This is a genomic window from Tepidimonas ignava, assembly GCF_004342625.1.
Lineage (GTDB): Bacteria > Pseudomonadota > Gammaproteobacteria > Burkholderiales > Burkholderiaceae_C > Tepidimonas > Tepidimonas ignava.
Genome location: NZ_SMAH01000009.1, coordinates 94,395 through 110,388 on the forward strand (window position 1 = coordinate 94,395; position 15,994 = coordinate 110,388).

12 protein-coding genes are annotated in these 15,994 nt (G+C 68.4%); 3 read left to right on the plus strand and 9 right to left on the minus strand.

From position 1 onward, the window contains the following. Window positions 1–2: 2 nt before the first annotated feature. Both EDC36_RS08335 and EDC36_RS08340 read right to left on the minus strand, forming a co-directional pair. Window positions 3–1,322, minus strand: coding sequence for a multifunctional CCA addition/repair protein (locus EDC36_RS08335; RefSeq protein ID WP_132962798.1), 1,320 nt, complete (start codon window positions 1,320–1,322; stop codon window positions 3–5). Then, window positions 1,323–1,655 (minus strand): metal-sensitive transcriptional regulator, encoded by a 333-nt coding sequence (locus tag EDC36_RS08340; RefSeq protein WP_132962799.1) that lies wholly within the window; start codon window positions 1,653–1,655, stop codon window positions 1,323–1,325. A gap of 227 nt (window positions 1,656–1,882) precedes the next feature. Here EDC36_RS08340 and EDC36_RS08345 point away from each other — a divergent pair, with 227 nt between their 5' ends. Then, window positions 1,883–2,473 (plus strand): DUF302 domain-containing protein, encoded by a 591-nt coding sequence (locus EDC36_RS08345; protein ID WP_243646530.1) that lies wholly within the window; start codon window positions 1,883–1,885, stop codon window positions 2,471–2,473. Window positions 2,474–2,512: 39 nt separating this feature from the next. Then, the gene (locus EDC36_RS08350) at window positions 2,513–3,778 is read left to right on the plus strand and encodes an OmpP1/FadL family transporter (protein WP_132962800.1); all 1,266 of its coding nucleotides are present in this window, start codon (window positions 2,513–2,515) and stop codon (window positions 3,776–3,778) included. Window positions 3,779–3,941: 163 nt separating this feature from the next. Here the strand turns inward: EDC36_RS08350 and EDC36_RS08355 are convergent, their stop codons facing one another. Continuing rightward, window positions 3,942–4,898: a complex I NDUFA9 subunit family protein gene (locus EDC36_RS08355; protein WP_132962801.1), complete on the minus strand. Its 957-nt coding sequence runs from the start codon at window positions 4,896–4,898 to the stop codon at window positions 3,942–3,944. Window positions 4,899–4,943: 45 nt separating this feature from the next. After that, window positions 4,944–6,944, minus strand: a complete 2,001-nt coding sequence (locus EDC36_RS08360; protein WP_132962802.1) for a lytic transglycosylase domain-containing protein — start codon at window positions 6,942–6,944, stop codon at window positions 4,944–4,946. Between the two features lie 10 nt (window positions 6,945–6,954). On the opposite strand from EDC36_RS08360, the gene EDC36_RS08365 reads away from it, so the two are divergent. After that, window positions 6,955–7,593 carry a 5-formyltetrahydrofolate cyclo-ligase gene (locus EDC36_RS08365; protein WP_132962803.1) on the plus strand — a complete coding sequence of 213 codons (639 nt, stop codon included), beginning with the start codon at window positions 6,955–6,957 and terminating at the stop codon, window positions 7,591–7,593. A gap of 27 nt (window positions 7,594–7,620) precedes the next feature. Here EDC36_RS08365 and EDC36_RS08370 read toward each other — a convergent pair whose 3' ends face one another. From EDC36_RS08370 to EDC36_RS08390, 5 genes are all read right to left on the minus strand, one after another. Beyond that, window positions 7,621–8,550: a DMT family transporter gene (locus EDC36_RS08370; RefSeq protein ID WP_243646531.1), complete on the minus strand. Its 930-nt coding sequence runs from the start codon at window positions 8,548–8,550 to the stop codon at window positions 7,621–7,623. Between the two features lie 49 nt (window positions 8,551–8,599). After that, complete coding sequence (icmF, locus tag EDC36_RS08375; RefSeq protein WP_132962804.1) at window positions 8,600–11,905, minus strand: fused isobutyryl-CoA mutase/GTPase IcmF; 3,306 nt, start codon at window positions 11,903–11,905, stop codon at window positions 8,600–8,602. Between the two features lie 122 nt (window positions 11,906–12,027). Further along, the gene (locus EDC36_RS08380) at window positions 12,028–13,980 is read right to left on the minus strand and encodes a TRAP transporter large permease (RefSeq protein ID WP_132962805.1); all 1,953 of its coding nucleotides are present in this window, start codon (window positions 13,978–13,980) and stop codon (window positions 12,028–12,030) included. Continuing rightward, complete coding sequence (locus EDC36_RS08385; protein WP_132962806.1) at window positions 13,980–14,606, minus strand: TRAP transporter small permease subunit; 627 nt, start codon at window positions 14,604–14,606, stop codon at window positions 13,980–13,982. The genes EDC36_RS08380 and EDC36_RS08385 overlap by 1 nt, the downstream gene beginning before the upstream one ends. A gap of 89 nt (window positions 14,607–14,695) precedes the next feature. Then, complete coding sequence (locus tag EDC36_RS08390; protein ID WP_132962807.1) at window positions 14,696–15,820, minus strand: TRAP transporter substrate-binding protein; 1,125 nt, start codon at window positions 15,818–15,820, stop codon at window positions 14,696–14,698. Between the last annotated feature and the right edge of the window lie 174 nt (window positions 15,821–15,994).

A 15,994-nucleotide genomic window follows, 5' to 3' on the forward strand; every position in this document is an offset into this window, starting at 1 on the left:
CGTCATCCCCCGGTCGGCTTGCCCAGCGCCTGCGCGATGGCCTGCTGGCGCGCGTGGTCGATGGCCGCGCCGATGCGCAGTCCTTGATCGCGCGCCTGGGGGTGACGCGCTTGCACGTCGCGCGCGATGGCGGCCGTGTCCACCGCCAACGCCGCGTGCAGCGCGCGGCGCAGGTGCGCGCCCTGGGGGTAGGCGCGCTCGGCATGGTGCAGGCGGCCGCGCGCGTCGCACTCGCACGCCAGCAACACCTGCTCGAAGCGGTCGGGGCGGCGCAGCGCGTCGCAGCGCTGCAGCAAGCGCAGCGTGGCCGCGGGGCTGAGCGCCTCGCAGCGGTGGATGTTGCCGTGTTCGCGCGCCACCACGTCGGCCAGTTCCTGGCATTCGCGTGGCACACGCCAGCGTCGGCCCACCTCGCGCGCCAGTTGCACGCTGCGGCCTTCGTGCCCGAGGTGGCGCGGCAGCACGTCGGGCGGCGTGGTGCCCTTGCCCAGGTCATGGCACAGGCAGGCCCAGCGCACCGCCAGCGGTGTGCGCAACTGCGCGGCCATGTCCAGCACCATCATCACGTGCACCCCGGTGTCGACCTCGGGGTGGTGGTCGGCCCGTTGCGGCACGCCCCACAGACGGTCCAGCTCCGGCAGCAGACGCGCCAGCGCCCCACAGGTGCGCAGCACCTCGAACATGCGGCTGGGGCGCTGCTCCATCAGGCCGCGGGCCAGCTCCTGCCACACCCGCTCGGGCACCAGGTGGTCCACCTCGCCGTGCGCCACCATCGTTTGCATCAGCGCCAGCGTCTCGGGCGCAATGCCGAAGTCGGGCCAGCGGGCGGCGAAGCGCGCGATGCGCAGGATGCGCACCGGGTCTTCGGCAAACGCGGGGGTGACGTGCCGCAGCACCTTGGCGGCCAGGTCGCGCCGGCCACCGTAGGGGTCCACCAGCCGCGGGTCGTCGGGGTCGAAGCTGCCATCCGGGCGCAGCGCCTCGGCGGGCAAGGCGATGGCGTTGATGGTGAGGTCGCGCCGCGCCAAGTCCTGCTCCAGCGTCACGTCGGGCGCGGCGTAAAAGGCAAAGCCGTGGTAGCCCCGCGCGGTCTTGCGCTCGGTGCGCGCCAGCGCGTACTCTTCGCGCGTGCGCGGGTGCAAAAAGACCGGAAAGTCGCGCCCGACCGGTAAGTAGCCTTGCGCCACCATCTGCTGGGGTGTGGCGCCCACCACCACCCAGTCGCGGTCGGCGTGCACGCTGCCGTCGGGCAGGCGGTGCACGCGGTGAAAGTGGCCCAGCAGGCCATCGCGCACCGCGCCACCCACCAGGTAGGTTTGCATTCAGGCGTACTTTTCCAGGATGCGCGTGGAGCGCTCGACCTCGCGCAGCGTCTCGTCGTCGGCCACGGCGACCGATTCCATCACCGAGCACGCCATCATGCGGAAAAATGCCTTGTCCATGGCTTTGCGCGCGGCGGACATTTGCTGCGCCACGTCCTCGCAAGGGCGCCCGGCTTCGACCATCTCGATCAGCGCGCGCACCTGGCCTTCGATGCGCTTCAAGCGGTTGATGACGTCGCGCTGGTGCTCGCTGCGGTAGCGCGAGCCGCCATGGCCCGCGCCACTGGGTTGAGGGGCGGGGCTGCAAGAGCCGGTGCTGGGCTGATCGCTCATATCGTGGTTCCCCAAGGCAGGGTGCGAATGGACACCGCGGCAGTGTGCCAAAAAAAACCGGCGTTTGCGTGGTCGTCGGCGACGCCGCTGGGCGCTTGCGCCGGCATTGTGTTGTAAACACCCTACCCCCTAGGGTAAAACCGGATGGCATGGCGGGCTCTATCCCCTTACGCTGCGGGCATCGTTTGATTTTTCGCAAAGCCCCACCGGGGGGCGAGGAGTGCGTGATGATGCTGACACGATCGACAGGATGGCGCCGCGTGGCGCTGGGTTTGGGGGCTTTGGCGACGACGCTGACCTTGGGAGGGTGCGGCACCCTGGCCACGATCGGCAAGCTGGAGGATGGCGCCGGTGCCGAGGCGATGAGGATGTGGGACCGCTGGATCGAGGGCGAAGGCGACATCGCGGTGGCCACGACGTGGGAGCGCAAGGTCAAGCCGGGTCTGACTGTTGCCGAGGTCGAGCAAATCATCAAGATGGTGGCCACCGAGCACAACATCCGCGATGTTGGCACGCTGCCGCTGTCCAAGGAGTTGGAAGCGCGTTCGGGCAAGAAGGAACCGGTGCTGACGATTTACCAGTTTTGCAGCCCCACGATCGCGCGCCGTATGGCGGACTTCAGTCCGGCCATGTCGGCCTACATGCCGTGCCGTGTGTCGTTGGTGGAACGCCCCGACGGGCTGTACCTGTACACCCTCAACATGGACATGATGGTCAAGATGGGCCGCAAGCTGCCATCGCCGCTGAAGGAGGAGGCCTGGAGCGTGCGCGAAGCGATGTACCAGATCATCGACCGCGCCGCCAAGGGTGAATTCTGACCGAGAGACCAACCCACCCCAACCACCGAGGAGACATCGATGACGACATGCAACCGCTGGCCTGTGCGCCATTCCATCGCCTTGGCCGCGCTGCTGGTGGCTGCGCCGTGGGCGCATGCCACCAACGGCTACTTCCCGCACGGCTTTGGACTCAAGGCCAAAGGCATGGGGGGCGCCTCGATCGCGATGGCGCAGGACGGCTTTGCCGGCGTCAACAACCCGGCCGCCGCGGCGTTTGTGGGCAACCGCTGGGACGTCGGGGCGGAGATTTTCCGGCCGTACCGCGATGCGCAGTTCGTTGGCCAAACGCCGGTGGTGGAAAGCGGCAAGACCGCGTTCCTGATCCCCGAGTTCGGCTACAACGTCAAGCTGTCCGAGCGCCTGGCGCTGGGGCTGACGGTGTACGGCAACGGTGGCATGAACACCTCGTACGCACCGTTTCCCAACGGTGTCAACCTGCTGGGTGGGCAGGGCAAGCTGGGCGTGGACCTGATGCAGCTGATCGTGGCGCCGACGCTGGCGTACCAGGTCGCCGAGGGTCACGCGCTGGGCATCTCGCCGTTGCTGGTGCTGCAGCGCTTCGAGGCCTACGGCATCCAAGGCTTTGCGATGATGTCGCAGTCCCCTGGGGACGTGAGCAACCGCGGCAAAGACAGCAGCACTGGCGTCGGCGTGCGCCTGGGGTACTTTGGCAAGCTGGGCGACCGTGTCAACGTCGGGGTGGCGTACTCGCCCAAGGTCAGCATGAGCAAGTTCGACAAGTACAAGGGCTTGTTCGCCGGCGGCGGTGACTTTGACATCCCCGAAAACTTTGGCGTGGGCGTGGCCGTGCAGGTGACGCCCGCGGTGACGGTGGCGCTGGACGCCACGCGCATCAACTACGGCGGCGTGCCCTCGATTGCCAACGGCAGCCTGAGCCAGGTGATGGCGGGCAAACCGCTGGGCGCGGCAGACGGCCCCGGTTTTGGCTGGCGTGACGTCAACGTCGTCAAGCTGGGTGTGCAGTGGCAGCTCAACCCGCAGTGGACGCTGCGCGCCGGCTACAACCAAGGCGACAACCCGATCCGCGCGCAGGACGCGATGTTCAACATCCTGGCGCCAGGCGTGATCCGCAAGCACATCACCTTCGGGGCCACCTACGCGCCGGACAAGGCCAGCGAGTGGACGTTCGCGCTGTGGCATGGCAAGCGTGAGAACGTGGTGGGGCCCAGCGTGGACTTCATGTCTGGCGCGATGAACCCGACCGGCACGCGCATCGGCATGCACCAAAACGGTTTCGGGCTGCAGTACAGCCGCAAGTTCTGACGCGCCCACCCCTTGGGGGGTGGGGTGGCAGGACGCCGCGCGGTATGGGGATGTCGCGCGGCGCTCTCTCTGGCGTGGGGGTAACCCGCGTGGGTCCGGCCCGGTGGTGCGGCGCTCGCCGCACCCCGGGCTTCTTTTTTGGGGGGCGTGGCTGCGCCGGCGCTCAGCGTCGCAGGTGCGCGGTGCGGCGCAGGCCGATCAAGGGGTCGGCGGCGCCGTCGTCGTCCAGGTAACGCGCCGCCACCGGTTCCACCGCCGCCGGCTGCAGCCCGAGCGCGGTCAGCGTGGGCAAGGTGCCGCTGGCCACGTTGGGCACTTCCATCGAGCGCAGGTTGTCGGTGGTCAACAGCGGCTCGCCCGGCAGCAGCTCCATCAGCAGCGCTTGGAAATACCCGAGCGCCCGCGGCAGCGGGAGCACCGCGCGTTCGTGGCCACTGAGCCGTCCCGCCAGCCGCACCAGCTCCGCCAGGGTCCAAACCTGCGGACCCACGGCCTCGTAGGTTTGGCCGATGGTGTCGGGGCGCTGCAGGCAGGTCACGATGGCCTGGGCCACATCGCCCACCCACACCGGTTGGAACGTGGCGTCGGCGCCGGCCAGCGGCACCAGCGGCAGGGTGCGCTGCAGCCGGGCAAACAGGTTGAGGAAGCGGTCTTCCGCCCCGAAAATGACACTGGGGCGCAGCACCGTCAGGTGCAGCCCCGCCGAGGCCATGGCCTGCAGCGCCGCTTCGCCTTCGCCCTTGCTGCGCAGGTAGCGCGAAGGGCCGTGGGGGTTGGCCCCCAACGCGCTGACGTGCACGAGCCGCGGCACACCGGCGGCCAGCATGGCCTCGGCGACGCGCTGCGGCAGCGCGACGTGCACCTGCTCGAACTGGCGCGCGCTGCCGTGCAGGATGGCGATCAGGTTGACCACCGCATCGTGGCCGCGCAGCAGACACTCGAGGCAGCGGTCGTGGTGCACGTCAGTGTGGATGACGTCCACCATCGGCAGCGTTTGCACGGCCTTGGCGTGCTCGGGATGGCGCGTGGGCACGGTGGCGCGCACGCCCAGGCGGTTGAGGTGTTCACAAACGTGGCGGCCGACGAATCCGGTGCCGCCCAGCACGAGCACTTTCTTCATGGTGTCCTCACGGCGTTGTGGGATGATGGCACGGGACCTGTCCGTTCACGGCATGCTGGGGTCGAAGCCGCGCGCCGTGGTCAGCCGCGGCCCGATCGGCGCCAGCCGCTCGGAGGGCCGTTGGGGCTGCCCGGTCAACCGAGCGGCGTACACCACGGTGTTGGCCACCACCCGCTGGACGTAGTCCCGTGTCTCGTCGAAGGGGATATTTTCGATCCAAATGGGCGCCGGCAGCACCGGGCCTTGACGCCACTGGCGCGCGCGTCCCGGGCCGGCGTTGTAGGCCGCTGCGGCCAACGGGATCGAGCCTTCGAACTCGTCCAGCGCCAGCTTCAGGTACGCGGTGCCGATGGTGACGTTGGTGCTGGGGTCGTGCAGGTGCTGTGGCTCGAAGCCCTGCAGGCCGATTTTGCGCGCCGTCCAGCGCGCCGTGGCGGGCATGACCTGCATCAGTCCGCTGGCGCCGACGGCGGAGCGCGCGTCGGTGACGAAGCGGCTTTCCTGCCGGATCAGGCCGTAGACGTAGGCGGGGTCGAGCCCCACGGTCTGCGCGCGCGGCTCCACCAGGTCGCGCAGCGGCATGGGGTAGCGCTGCGCCACGTCGACCTGCTGGCGCGTGCGGCTGCTGGTGTTGATGCAGCGGTCCCACACGGCGCGCTCGCACGCCCAGGCGGCCGCGGCCAGCAGCAGACGCTCGGGCAGCCCGCCCGGCGTGTGCAGCGCGACTTCGTAGTGCCATTCGCGCACACCCTCGTTGCGCAGGCCCCACTCGATGAGCCGCAGCGCCCGCTGCAGCCCGCTGTTGGCGCGCACCGTGGCGGCTTCGTCGGCGGTGGGGGGCGGCGGTGTGGCGGGCAAGGTCACGGGCTGGCCCAGGGCTTCCAGCGCCAGTTGTTCATAAAAGCCTTCGGGCCCCGCCACGCGCTGCAGCAGCGCGCGCGCCTGCTCGGGTTGACCGGTGGCCTGCAGGGCGTGCGCGCGCCAGTAGGTCCACACCGCCTCCTCCTGCCGTGCCGCCGGCAACCGCTCGATGGCGCGCAGCACCACGGGCCAGGCCTGCGCGCGCAGCGCCGCGCGCACGTGCCACGCGCGCCATTCAGCCGGCAGCTCCACCTCCCACGTGCGCTCGAAGTACGACAGCGCTTGGCCGTCCAGCCGCAGCGCGGCACGCCGCCCAATCGCGCCCCACACCCAGCCGCGCTCCTGCGGCGTGAGCTGGGCGCGCCAGCGCAGGTGCTGGGCCTCGTCCGCGGCCGCCTGGGGGTCGAGGCTGGCCAGCCGGATCAGCGCCAACGTGACGACCTCTTTGGTGCGCTGGCGCACCGCGGTCACTTTGTCGTCCAGGTAGCGCTGCGGCTGGTTGTAGGCCTGTTGCACCACCGGTACCCAGGCCGGCTCCAGCAACGCGACGGCTTGGGTCGCCACCGCCAGCCGGCCGGCCTCCACGCCCAGGCGCGCGCGCTGCCACGCGACCTCGGCCGGCAGCGCGCCGATGGCGATCAGCCGCCCGGCGGCCTGGGCGCAACCTGGCTCGGCGTTGCGCTGCGCCAGCCAGGCCTGCTGCACCACCGGGGCGAGCTCTTGCGGCGGCGCCAAGCCACGCTCCAGCCGCGCCAGCGCCACATAACAGCGCACCTCGGCGTCGTCGTTCATGCGGTAGGCGCCGGCTTCGGTCAGCAGCGTGTCCCAATCGGCGCGCGCGCCCAGCACGCGCAGCCAGTCGTTGCGCAGCCGGTCTTCCCAGTAGGTGCCGCTCCAGCGCTGCAGCACCGCGCGTACGTCGGCGGGGTTGGCACGGTCGAGCTGGGCGCGCATCCACCAGTAATCGGCCAGCGGCTCGGTCAGGTCACCGTGCACCTGCGGGCGCAGTGCGTCCAGCCGGGCCACGTCACCGCGGGCGGCGGCGTCGCGCATCGCCAGCAGCGCCTGGCGCACCGCGTCGTCATCGGGGGGCGTGGCGTGGGCGGCCAGCCACACCGCACCCACCAAGCCCACGAGCGCGGCGCGGCACGCGGTTAAGATGGAGCGAACCCAGCAGCCAGCCATGAGGGTGATTATGGACAAGCTTGACCCCGCGCGCCAGCCTGAACCGCACGACCCGGCTGAACGCAAGGCCTATTGGCGGCGCAAACTGGTGGCCGAGCGTGAGCGCTTGGGCGACCGGCTGGCGCGTAACGAGGCCCTGCAGCGCGTCATGCGGGTGTGGATGGTCGGACGCGACGACACGGTGGTGGGGGCCTACTGGCCAATCAAGGGCGAGTTCGACCCGCTGCCGGCACTGCACCGTTGGCAGGAGGCGGCCGACGTCGAGGATGCGCGGGTGGCGCGACAGCGTCGTCGCATCGCGCTACCGGTCATCGACAAGGTGGCCAAGACGCTGCGCTTTCACGTCTGGTACCCGGGCTGTCCGATGGAAGAGGACGCCTACGGCATCCCCAAGCCCAAGGACACCGAGGTGGTGCAGCCCACGCTGCTGTTCGTGCCCTGCGTCGGCTATGGCCCGGCGGGCTACCGCTTGGGGTACGGCGGCGGGTTTTACGACCGCACGCTGGCCGCGCTGCAGCCACGCCCGGTGACGGTGGGCCTGGCCTACGCCTGCGCCTTCGTGCCTTGGCTGCAACCGGAGCCGCACGATGTGCCGCTGGACGCGATCCTGACCGATCAGGGTGTGGCGTGGCCGGTGACGGAGGACTGAGCCAAGGTCCGCGGCCTGCGGGCAACCTCAGGGGTGGGGGGTGCCGGTGTGCACGTCGCGCTGGGCGTGCAGCCGCTCGTGGCGCAGCAGGTACAGGCCCGCGGCCACGATGACCGCCGCGCCCAGCAGCGTGTAGCCGTCGGGCCACACCCGCCACAGCAGCGCGTCCAGCGCCACGCCCCACAGCAGCGCGCTGTATTCGAACGGCGCCACGGCGCTGGCTTGGCCGTGGCGAAACGCCTCGGTGATGGCCAATTGCGCGATGAAACCGGTGACGGCCAGCGCCACCAGCAAGCCGGCGTGCTGCGCCTGCACCGGCTGCCAGTGGGGCCAGGCCAACGCGGTGCCGCCCACGGCCAGCGCCACCATCGACCACCACACCAGGCTGTCGGGGGCGTCGGTGCGGCACGCCAGCCGCCCCAGCACCACCGAGGCCGCGTAGCACGCGGCGCTGAGCAGCACCGCCAGCCCCGCCCAACCCAAAAAGGCCCCTGGCACCGGCCGCAGCGCGATGACCACGCCCACCAACCCCGCCACCACGCTGCCCAGGTGCGCGCGCGGCACGCGCTCGCCCAGCAGGGGAATGGCCAGCAGCGTGATCAGCAGCGGCGCCACGAAAAACAGCGTGTACGCGTTGGCCAGCGGCAGCGTCTGCAGGCTCCAGGTGAAGCTGGTCAGCATCACCACGGCCAGCACGCCCCGCAGCGCGTGCAGCGGCCAGCGCACGCGCCACACATGCGCCCAACTGCGCCGCGCTGCCAGGTAGGCCAGCACCAGTGGCAGCGCGGTCCAGCCGCGCAGCGCGGCAACCTGGACGGCCGGGTAGTGCTGCCCCAGCAGCTTGAGCACCACATCCATCAGCGCGAAAAACGCTACCGCCACCAGCATGGCGGCGATGCTGCGGGCGTTGCCATGGCCGGGCGCGGCGCCCGGGGCGGTCGAGGCAGAGCGGTTCACCCCGCCACTGTAGCGGCGCGCGCTGCCGGCGCAGGTGCCACTGGTGCCGTCACATGTTGCGCCGGTACTGGCCGCCGACTTCGAACAGCGCCTGGGTGATCTGCCCCAGCGAGCAGCAACGCACCGCGTCCATCAGCACCTCGAAAACGTTGCGGTTGTCGATGACGGCGTCTTTGAGGCGCTGCAGCATCGCTGGGGCCTCGTGCGCGTGGCGGGCGTGGAACGCCTGCAGCCGCTGCAGTTGCGACTGCTTTTCTTCCTCGGTGGAGCGGGCCAGCTCCAGCGATTCGGGGATGGGGTCGCCGTGCGGGTTGCGGAACGTGTTGACGCCGATGATGGGCAGCTCGCCGGTGTGCTTGAGCATCTCGTAGTGCATGCTCTCGTCCTGGATCTTGCTGCGCTGGTAGCCGGTTTCCATCGCGCCCAGCACGCCACCGCGCTCGGCGATGCGCTCGAACTCGGCCAGCACCGCCTCCTCGACGAGCTCGGTCAGCTCCTCGATGATGAACGCGCCCTGGTTCGGGTTTTCGTTTTTGGCCAACCCCCACTCCTTGTTGATGATGAGCTGGATGGCCATGGCGCGGCGCACCGAGTCTTCGGTGGGCGTGGTGATGGCTTCGTCGTAAGCGTTGGTGTGCAGGCTGTTGCAGTTGTCGTAGATGGCAATGAGCGCCTGCAGCGTGGTGCGGATGTCGTTGAAGGCGATTTCCTGTGCGTGCAACGAGCGGCCGCTGGTTTGGATGTGGTACTTGAGCTTTTGGCTGCGTTCGTTGGCACCGTATTTGTCGCGCATGGCCACGGCCCAGATGCGCCGCGCCACGCGGCCCAGCACGGTGTACTCGGGATCCATGCCGTTGCTGAAGAAAAAGCTCAGGTTGGGCGCGAAGTCGTCGATGTGCATGCCGCGCGCCAGGTACGCTTCCACGTAGGTGAAACCGTTGGCCAGCGTGAAGGCCAGTTGGCTGATCGGGTTGGCGCCCGCTTCGGCGATGTGGTAGCCGCTGATCGACACCGAGTAGAAGTTGCGCACGTTGTGGTGGACGAAGTACTCCTGGATGTCGCCCATCACCTTGAGGCTGAACTCGGTGGAGAAGATGCAGGTGTTTTGGCCCTGGTCTTCCTTCAGAATGTCCGCTTGCACGGTGCCGCGCACGTTGGCCAGCACCCATTCTTTGATTTTGGCGATTTCGGTGTCGGTGGGCTCGCGGCCGTTGTCGGCGCGGAACTTGTCAATCTGCTGGTCGATGGCGGTGTTGAAAAACATCGCCAGAATGGCCGGCGCGGGGCCGTTGATGGTCATCGACACGCTGGTGCTGGGGTCGCACAGGTCAAAGCCGCTGTACAGCACCTTCATGTCGTCCAGCGTGGCCACGCTCACCCCCGAGTTGCCGACCTTGCCGTAGATGTCCGGGCGCGGGTCGGGGTCGTGGCCGTACAGCGTCACCGAGTCAAACGCCGTCGACAGCCGCTTGGCGGGCATCCCTTCGGACAGCAGCTTGAAGCGGCGGTTGGTGCGAAACGGGTCGCCTTCGCCGGCGAACATGCGTGTGGGGTCTTCGTTTTCGCGCTTGAAGGCAAACACCCCGGCGGTGTACGGGAAGCTGCCGGGCACGTTTTCCAGCATCAGCCACTTGAGCAGCTCGCCGTGGTCTTCGTACTTGGGCAGCACGACCTTGCGGATCTTGTTGCCGCTCAGCGTCGTGTGCACCAGCCGCGTGCGCACCTCCTTGTCGCGGATTTTGACCACGTACTCGTCGCCGGCGTAGGCTTTCTGCATGTCGGGCCACTGCGCCAGCAGCTTGCGTGCGTCGGGGTGCAGGCGCTGCTCGCGCTGCGCGGCCAGGTCCAGCGTGGCTTCGGCGGCTTTGGGCCGGTGGGGCTTGTCCACCGCCAGCATCGCCGCGGCGGCACGCAGTTGCTGGATTTCACGCGCCAGCCGGGCTTGCTCGTGCACGCGCCGCTTGTAGGCGCGCACGGTGTCGGCGATTTCGGCCAGGTAACGGCTGCGTTGCGGCGGCACGATCGCGTGCAGGTTGGAGCTGTGGCGCGTGTGCACGCGCGGCAGCCGTCCGCCGTCCACGCCCAGCGGCAGGTGCAGCCCCAGCTCGGCCAGCCGCACCTTGAGCGCCTGGTAAAGCGCCGTGACGCCGTCGTCGTTGAAGCGCGCCGCCATCGTGCCAAACACCGGCATGTCCTCGGGGCGCTTGCCCCACGCCTCCTTGTTGCGCTGCACCTGCTTGGACACGTCGCGCAGCGCGTCCAGCGCGCCCTTGCGGTCGAACTTGTTGATGGCGACGAACTCGGCAAAGTCCAGCATGTCGATCTTTTCGAGCTGGCTGGCCGCGCCGAACTCCGGCGTCATCACGTACAGCGGCACGTCCACGTGCGGCACGATCGCGGCGTCGCCCTGGCCGATGCCGGACGTTTCGACGATCACGAGGTCAAAGCCCGCCACCTTGCACGCGGCGATCACGTCCGGCAGCGCGGCCGAGATTTCGCTGCCGAAGTCGCGTGTGGCCAGGCTGCGCATGTACACACGCGGGCCCTGCCGCCACGGGCCGATGGCGTTCATGCGGATGCGGTCGCCCAGCAGCGCGCCGCCGCTTTTGCGCCGGCTGGGGTCGATGCTGATGACGGCCACGCGCAGCGCGTCGTCCTGATCCAGCCGCAGGCGGCGGATCAGCTCGTCGGTCAGGCTCGATTTGCCCGCACCCCCGGTGCCGGTGATGCCCAGCACCGGCACACGCACCTGTTGGGCTTGCGCGCGCAGCGCTTGCAGCAGCGCAGGGTCGGCCCGGCCGTTGTCCAGGGCGGTGATCAGTTGCGCCAGCGCCCGCCACGCAGTGTCGCTGTGGCCCTGAATGGCCTCCAGCGAGCGCGGCGCGTAGTCCGAGAGGTCATGGTCGCAGCGCATGACCATCTCGCCGATCATGCCCTGCAAGCCCATGCGCTGGCCGTCCTCGGGGCTGTAGATCCGGGCCACGCCGTAGTCCATCAGCGCGCGGATTTCGCTGGGCACGATGACGCCGCCGCCGCCGCCAAACACCAGCACGTGGCCGGCGCCGCGCGCGCGCAGCTGGTCCACCATGTAGGTGAAAAACTCCATGTGCCCGCCCTGGTAGGAACTGACGGCAATGCCCTGCACGTCCTCCTGCAGCGCGGCGGTGACGATCTCGTCCACCGACCGGTTGTGCCCCAGGTGGATGACCTCGGCCCCCATGCTTTGCAGGATGCGGCGCATGATGTTGATGGCGGCGTCGTGCCCGTCGAACAAGCTGGCGGCGGTGACGAAGCGCACCTTGTGCGTCGGGCGGTACTGGGCCAGGGCTTGGTAGTCGGCGCTCAGTTGGGTCACGGCGGTCTCCTGCGGCTGGTGGGGTGGGGCGCAAGTTTAGTTTGACGTTTACGTAAACGTCAATGTTAGCGGGAAAAAAGCGGGCCGCGTGGGCGGCCCGCCGCTTCTTGGCCCACGCGGGGTTAGCCGTACAGCACCTTGGGCAGCCACAGCCCGATGTCGGGGAACAGGTACAGCAACACGATGGCCACGATCTGGATGCCCATGAACGGCAGCATGCCGGCAAAGATCTGGTTCAGCGTCACGTGCGGTGGCGCCACCCCCTTGAGGTAGAACGCACTCATCGCCACCGGTGGGCTCAGGAAAGCGGTCTGCAGGTTGAGCGCCACCAGCAGGCCGAAAAACAGCGGATCGACGCCGAAGTTGTCCAACAGCGGGATGAAGATCGGCATGAAGATGACAATGATCTCGGTCCACTCCAGGGGCCAGCCGAGGATGAAGATGATCACCTGGCTCAGGATCAGGAACTCGGTTTTGCTCAGGTTGAGCGACATCACCCACTGCTCGACCAGCTCCTGTCCCCCCAGCAGCGCGAACGCCGCCGAAAAAATGGCCGACCCGACGAACAGCCAGCACACCATGGCGGTGGTCTTGGCCGTCAGAAAGACCGATTCCTTGAGCACGCCCCAGTTGAACTGGCGGTACGCCACCGCGAGCAAAAAGCCCCCGAAGGCACCCACACCCGCGGCTTCGGTCGGGGTGGCCAGACCGAATACGATCGAGCCCAGCACCGCCAGGATCAGCACCATCAGCGGGAAAAAGCTGCCCAGCAGCATCTTGAAAACTTCCAAGCGGGCCCAGGTGAGCACGGCGTAAAAGGCCACCATCGCCGCCACACCCACCCCGAAGCCGACCCACCAACCGGTGCTGGCTGGGTTGCGCGCGGCGCTGGCCTCGCCCGCCGGGTTGGGCCGCGCCGGCGCCGCAATCTCGCCTTGGTTGACCGCGCGGTCGGCGTCAGCGGCTTCGTCGCTGCCTGGGGGTGGGCGCAGCCCACCGTCATCCGCGTCGTCCTGCGCCCCGGGCGGTTCGGCCAGGCCGCCGTCGGTCTCGGTGGACGCGGCGCTGTCATCCTCCAGCGACTGCATGCCCAGTGCCGGCGCGGCCGCTTGCACCGCCGCTCGGGTGTCCAGGTGCCAGGTCCACGCGGCCACCAACGCAAACACCAACGCGGGCAGCAGCGCCACCCCGAGCTGTTGCAGCATCCAGCGCGTCGGCACAGTGGCGTTGCGCCGCCCCTTGAGCGCGCGCAGCAGCGCCGGCACCGCCACCTGCGACCACGTGCGGGCAAGCTGCTGGGCGTAGGCCGGCAGCGGCACCTGGCGCTGCTCAGGGGTCAGCGGCGGCATGGTGTGCGGCCGCAGCCGCGCCAGCACGATCACGTACAGCACGTACAGACCCGCCAGCATCAGCCCCGGGAAGAACGCCCCCGCGTACAGCTGAACCACCGACACGCCCGCCGTGGCGCCGTAGACGATCAACAGCACCGACGGCGGGATCAGGATCCCCAGGCAGCCCCCGGCGGTGATGGCGCCGGCCGACACGCGCACGTCGTAGCCAGCCTTGAGCATCTGCGGCAGCGCCAACAAGCCCATCAGCGTGACCACAGCGCCGACGATGCCGGTGGCGGTGGCAAACACCGCGCACGTGAACAACGTGGCCACCGCCAGCGAGCCCGGCACACGCGCCAGCGACAGGTGCAGGCTTTTGAACAGCTTTTCGATCAGGTTGGCGCGCTCGACCAGGTACCCCATGAAGACGAACAACGGGATCGAGATCAGCACGTCGTTGCTCATCACCGAAAACGCGCGCTGCACCATCAGGTCCAGCGTCTGGCGCACGGCGCCGGCGGCGCTTTGCCCACCGGAGTGGTAGGCGAAGAAGGTGAAGATGATGCCCATGCCCATCAGCGTGAACGCCGTGGGAAAACCCAGCATGATGGCCACCACCACCAGCGCCAGCATGATCAGCCCGTAGTGCCCATTGGTGAGCGTGTCGACGCTGAGCACCATCCAGCCCGTGCCGGCCACGATCAAGGCCATCAGCGTGAAGCCGAACCACAATTCGCGGCGCATCAACGGTCTCCTTGGGCGGCGCCGTGGGTGGCGCTGGCACCTGTGCTCGGCGCGGCATCGTCCACGTGCACCATGGCGCGCAGCTTGTCCACGTCCACTTCCTCGACGTCGTGCAACCGTGGCGGCCACTGCCCGCGGCGCAGGCACAGCACGCAGCGTGTCATTTCGGCCAACCCCTGCACCAGCAGCAAGGCGCCGGCCAACGGAATGACGAATTTGAACGGGTACAGCGGCAGCGGCGTGGCGGAGAAGGTCTGCTCACGGATGGCCAGGGCATCTTGGAAATAGGTCCAACCGGCCCACGTCAGCGCCACGATGCCGGGCAGGTAAAACACCACGTACAGCAACAGGTCGATGGCGGCCTGCGCGCGTGGCCGGAAAAAACCGTACAGCACGTCGCCCCGCACATGCCCACCCGTGGACAGCGTGTACGCGCCGGCCATCATGAACAGCGTGCCGTACATCATCACCTGGGCGTTGAGCGACCAGTCATGGGGATCGTTGAGCACGTAGCGCGCGAACACTTCGTAGGTGATGCTCAGGGTCAACACGACGATGAGCCAGGCAAAGGCCTGGCCCACGACGCCTGAGAGGCGATCGATCGTCAACAGCCAACGTGGGGTCATGGTCAAGGACAAGTGGGGCGCGGCATCGGGTGACAAGGGGGCCGCACGGGCCGCCGCCCGCGCCAGCGCGGCGGCCCGCGGTCGGGACGTCAGGCCTTGCCGCCTGCGCGGGCGCGGAAGTAGTGGTTCCACGCCATCTTGAAGTCCACCGTGTAGTCGTTCCACCAGCCACCGGCGCGTTCGGCAAACGCACGCTGGCTGTCAAGCACCTTTTTGAACATGGGGTTTTCCGCGCTCTTTTTGGCGATGACCTTGTCCCAGGCCGCCAGTTGAGCCCGCAGGATCGCGTCGGGCGTCTTGTAGAACTTGACGCCGGCTTTCTTCAGTTCGATGTAGTCCTGCGAGTTGCGGTGCGCCGCCTTCCAGGAGAAATCGGCGCTGGCGGCCTGCACGGCGTAGTCGATGATCGACTTCAGCTCCGCCGGCAGCGCGTCGTACTTGCCCTTGTTGAACAGGATTTCGAACTGCTCGCCCGACTGGTGGAAGCTTTGCAGCATGCAGTGTTTGACGACGTCGGGGAAGCCCAGCAAGCGGTCCGACGAGGCGTTGTTGAACTCAGCGCCGTCGATCAGGCCGCGGTCCAGCGCCGGCACGATTTCGCCGCCCGGCAGCGGGTTGACCGCGGCGCCCATCTCGGTGTAGATGTCCACCGCCAGCCCCACGGTGCGAAACTTGGTGCCCTTGAGGTCGTCGACTTTGGCGATCGGCTTTTTGAACCAGCCGAACGGCTGCGTGGGCATGGGGCCGTACAGGAACGACACCACCTCCATGTTGAGGCTTTTGTAAATCTCTTCCAGCAGCGCCTTGCCGCCGCCGTAGTAGTGCCAGGCCAGCACCAGGTTGGGGTCCATGCCAAACGCCGGCCCCGAACCCCACAACGCCAGCGCCGAGTTTTTGCCGTAGTGGTAGGCCACCACGCCATGGCCGCCGTCCAGCGTGCCTTTGGATACCGCTTCCAGCAGTTGGAACGCCGGCACCACCGAGCCCGCGGGCAGCACTTCGATCTTGAGCCGGTTGCCCGCCATGTCGTTGACTTTCTTGGCGAAGTCGTTGGCGTACTCGTGGAAGATATCTTTCGACGGCCACGTGGACTGGAAGCGCAGCGTGGTGGTCTGGGCCACCGCCACCATGGGGGCGGCCATGGCGCCCGCGGCCACGACGGCGCCCTTGAGCAAGCGGCGGCGGTTCGTTGGGGTAGCTTGTTGCTGGGTCATTGCGTGTCTCCTGGTCGTCTCAACAACGGGTGGTCCGGCTGCACCGGTAAGCCTTATCGTGGGGGGTATTGGGGCCGACGTGGATACGGGTTTTCACCAATCACCCGAGGCCATCCAGTCACCTGGGTGACGCGAACCGGGTGCGATATGTCAAAAACTCAAACCGACGTTGAA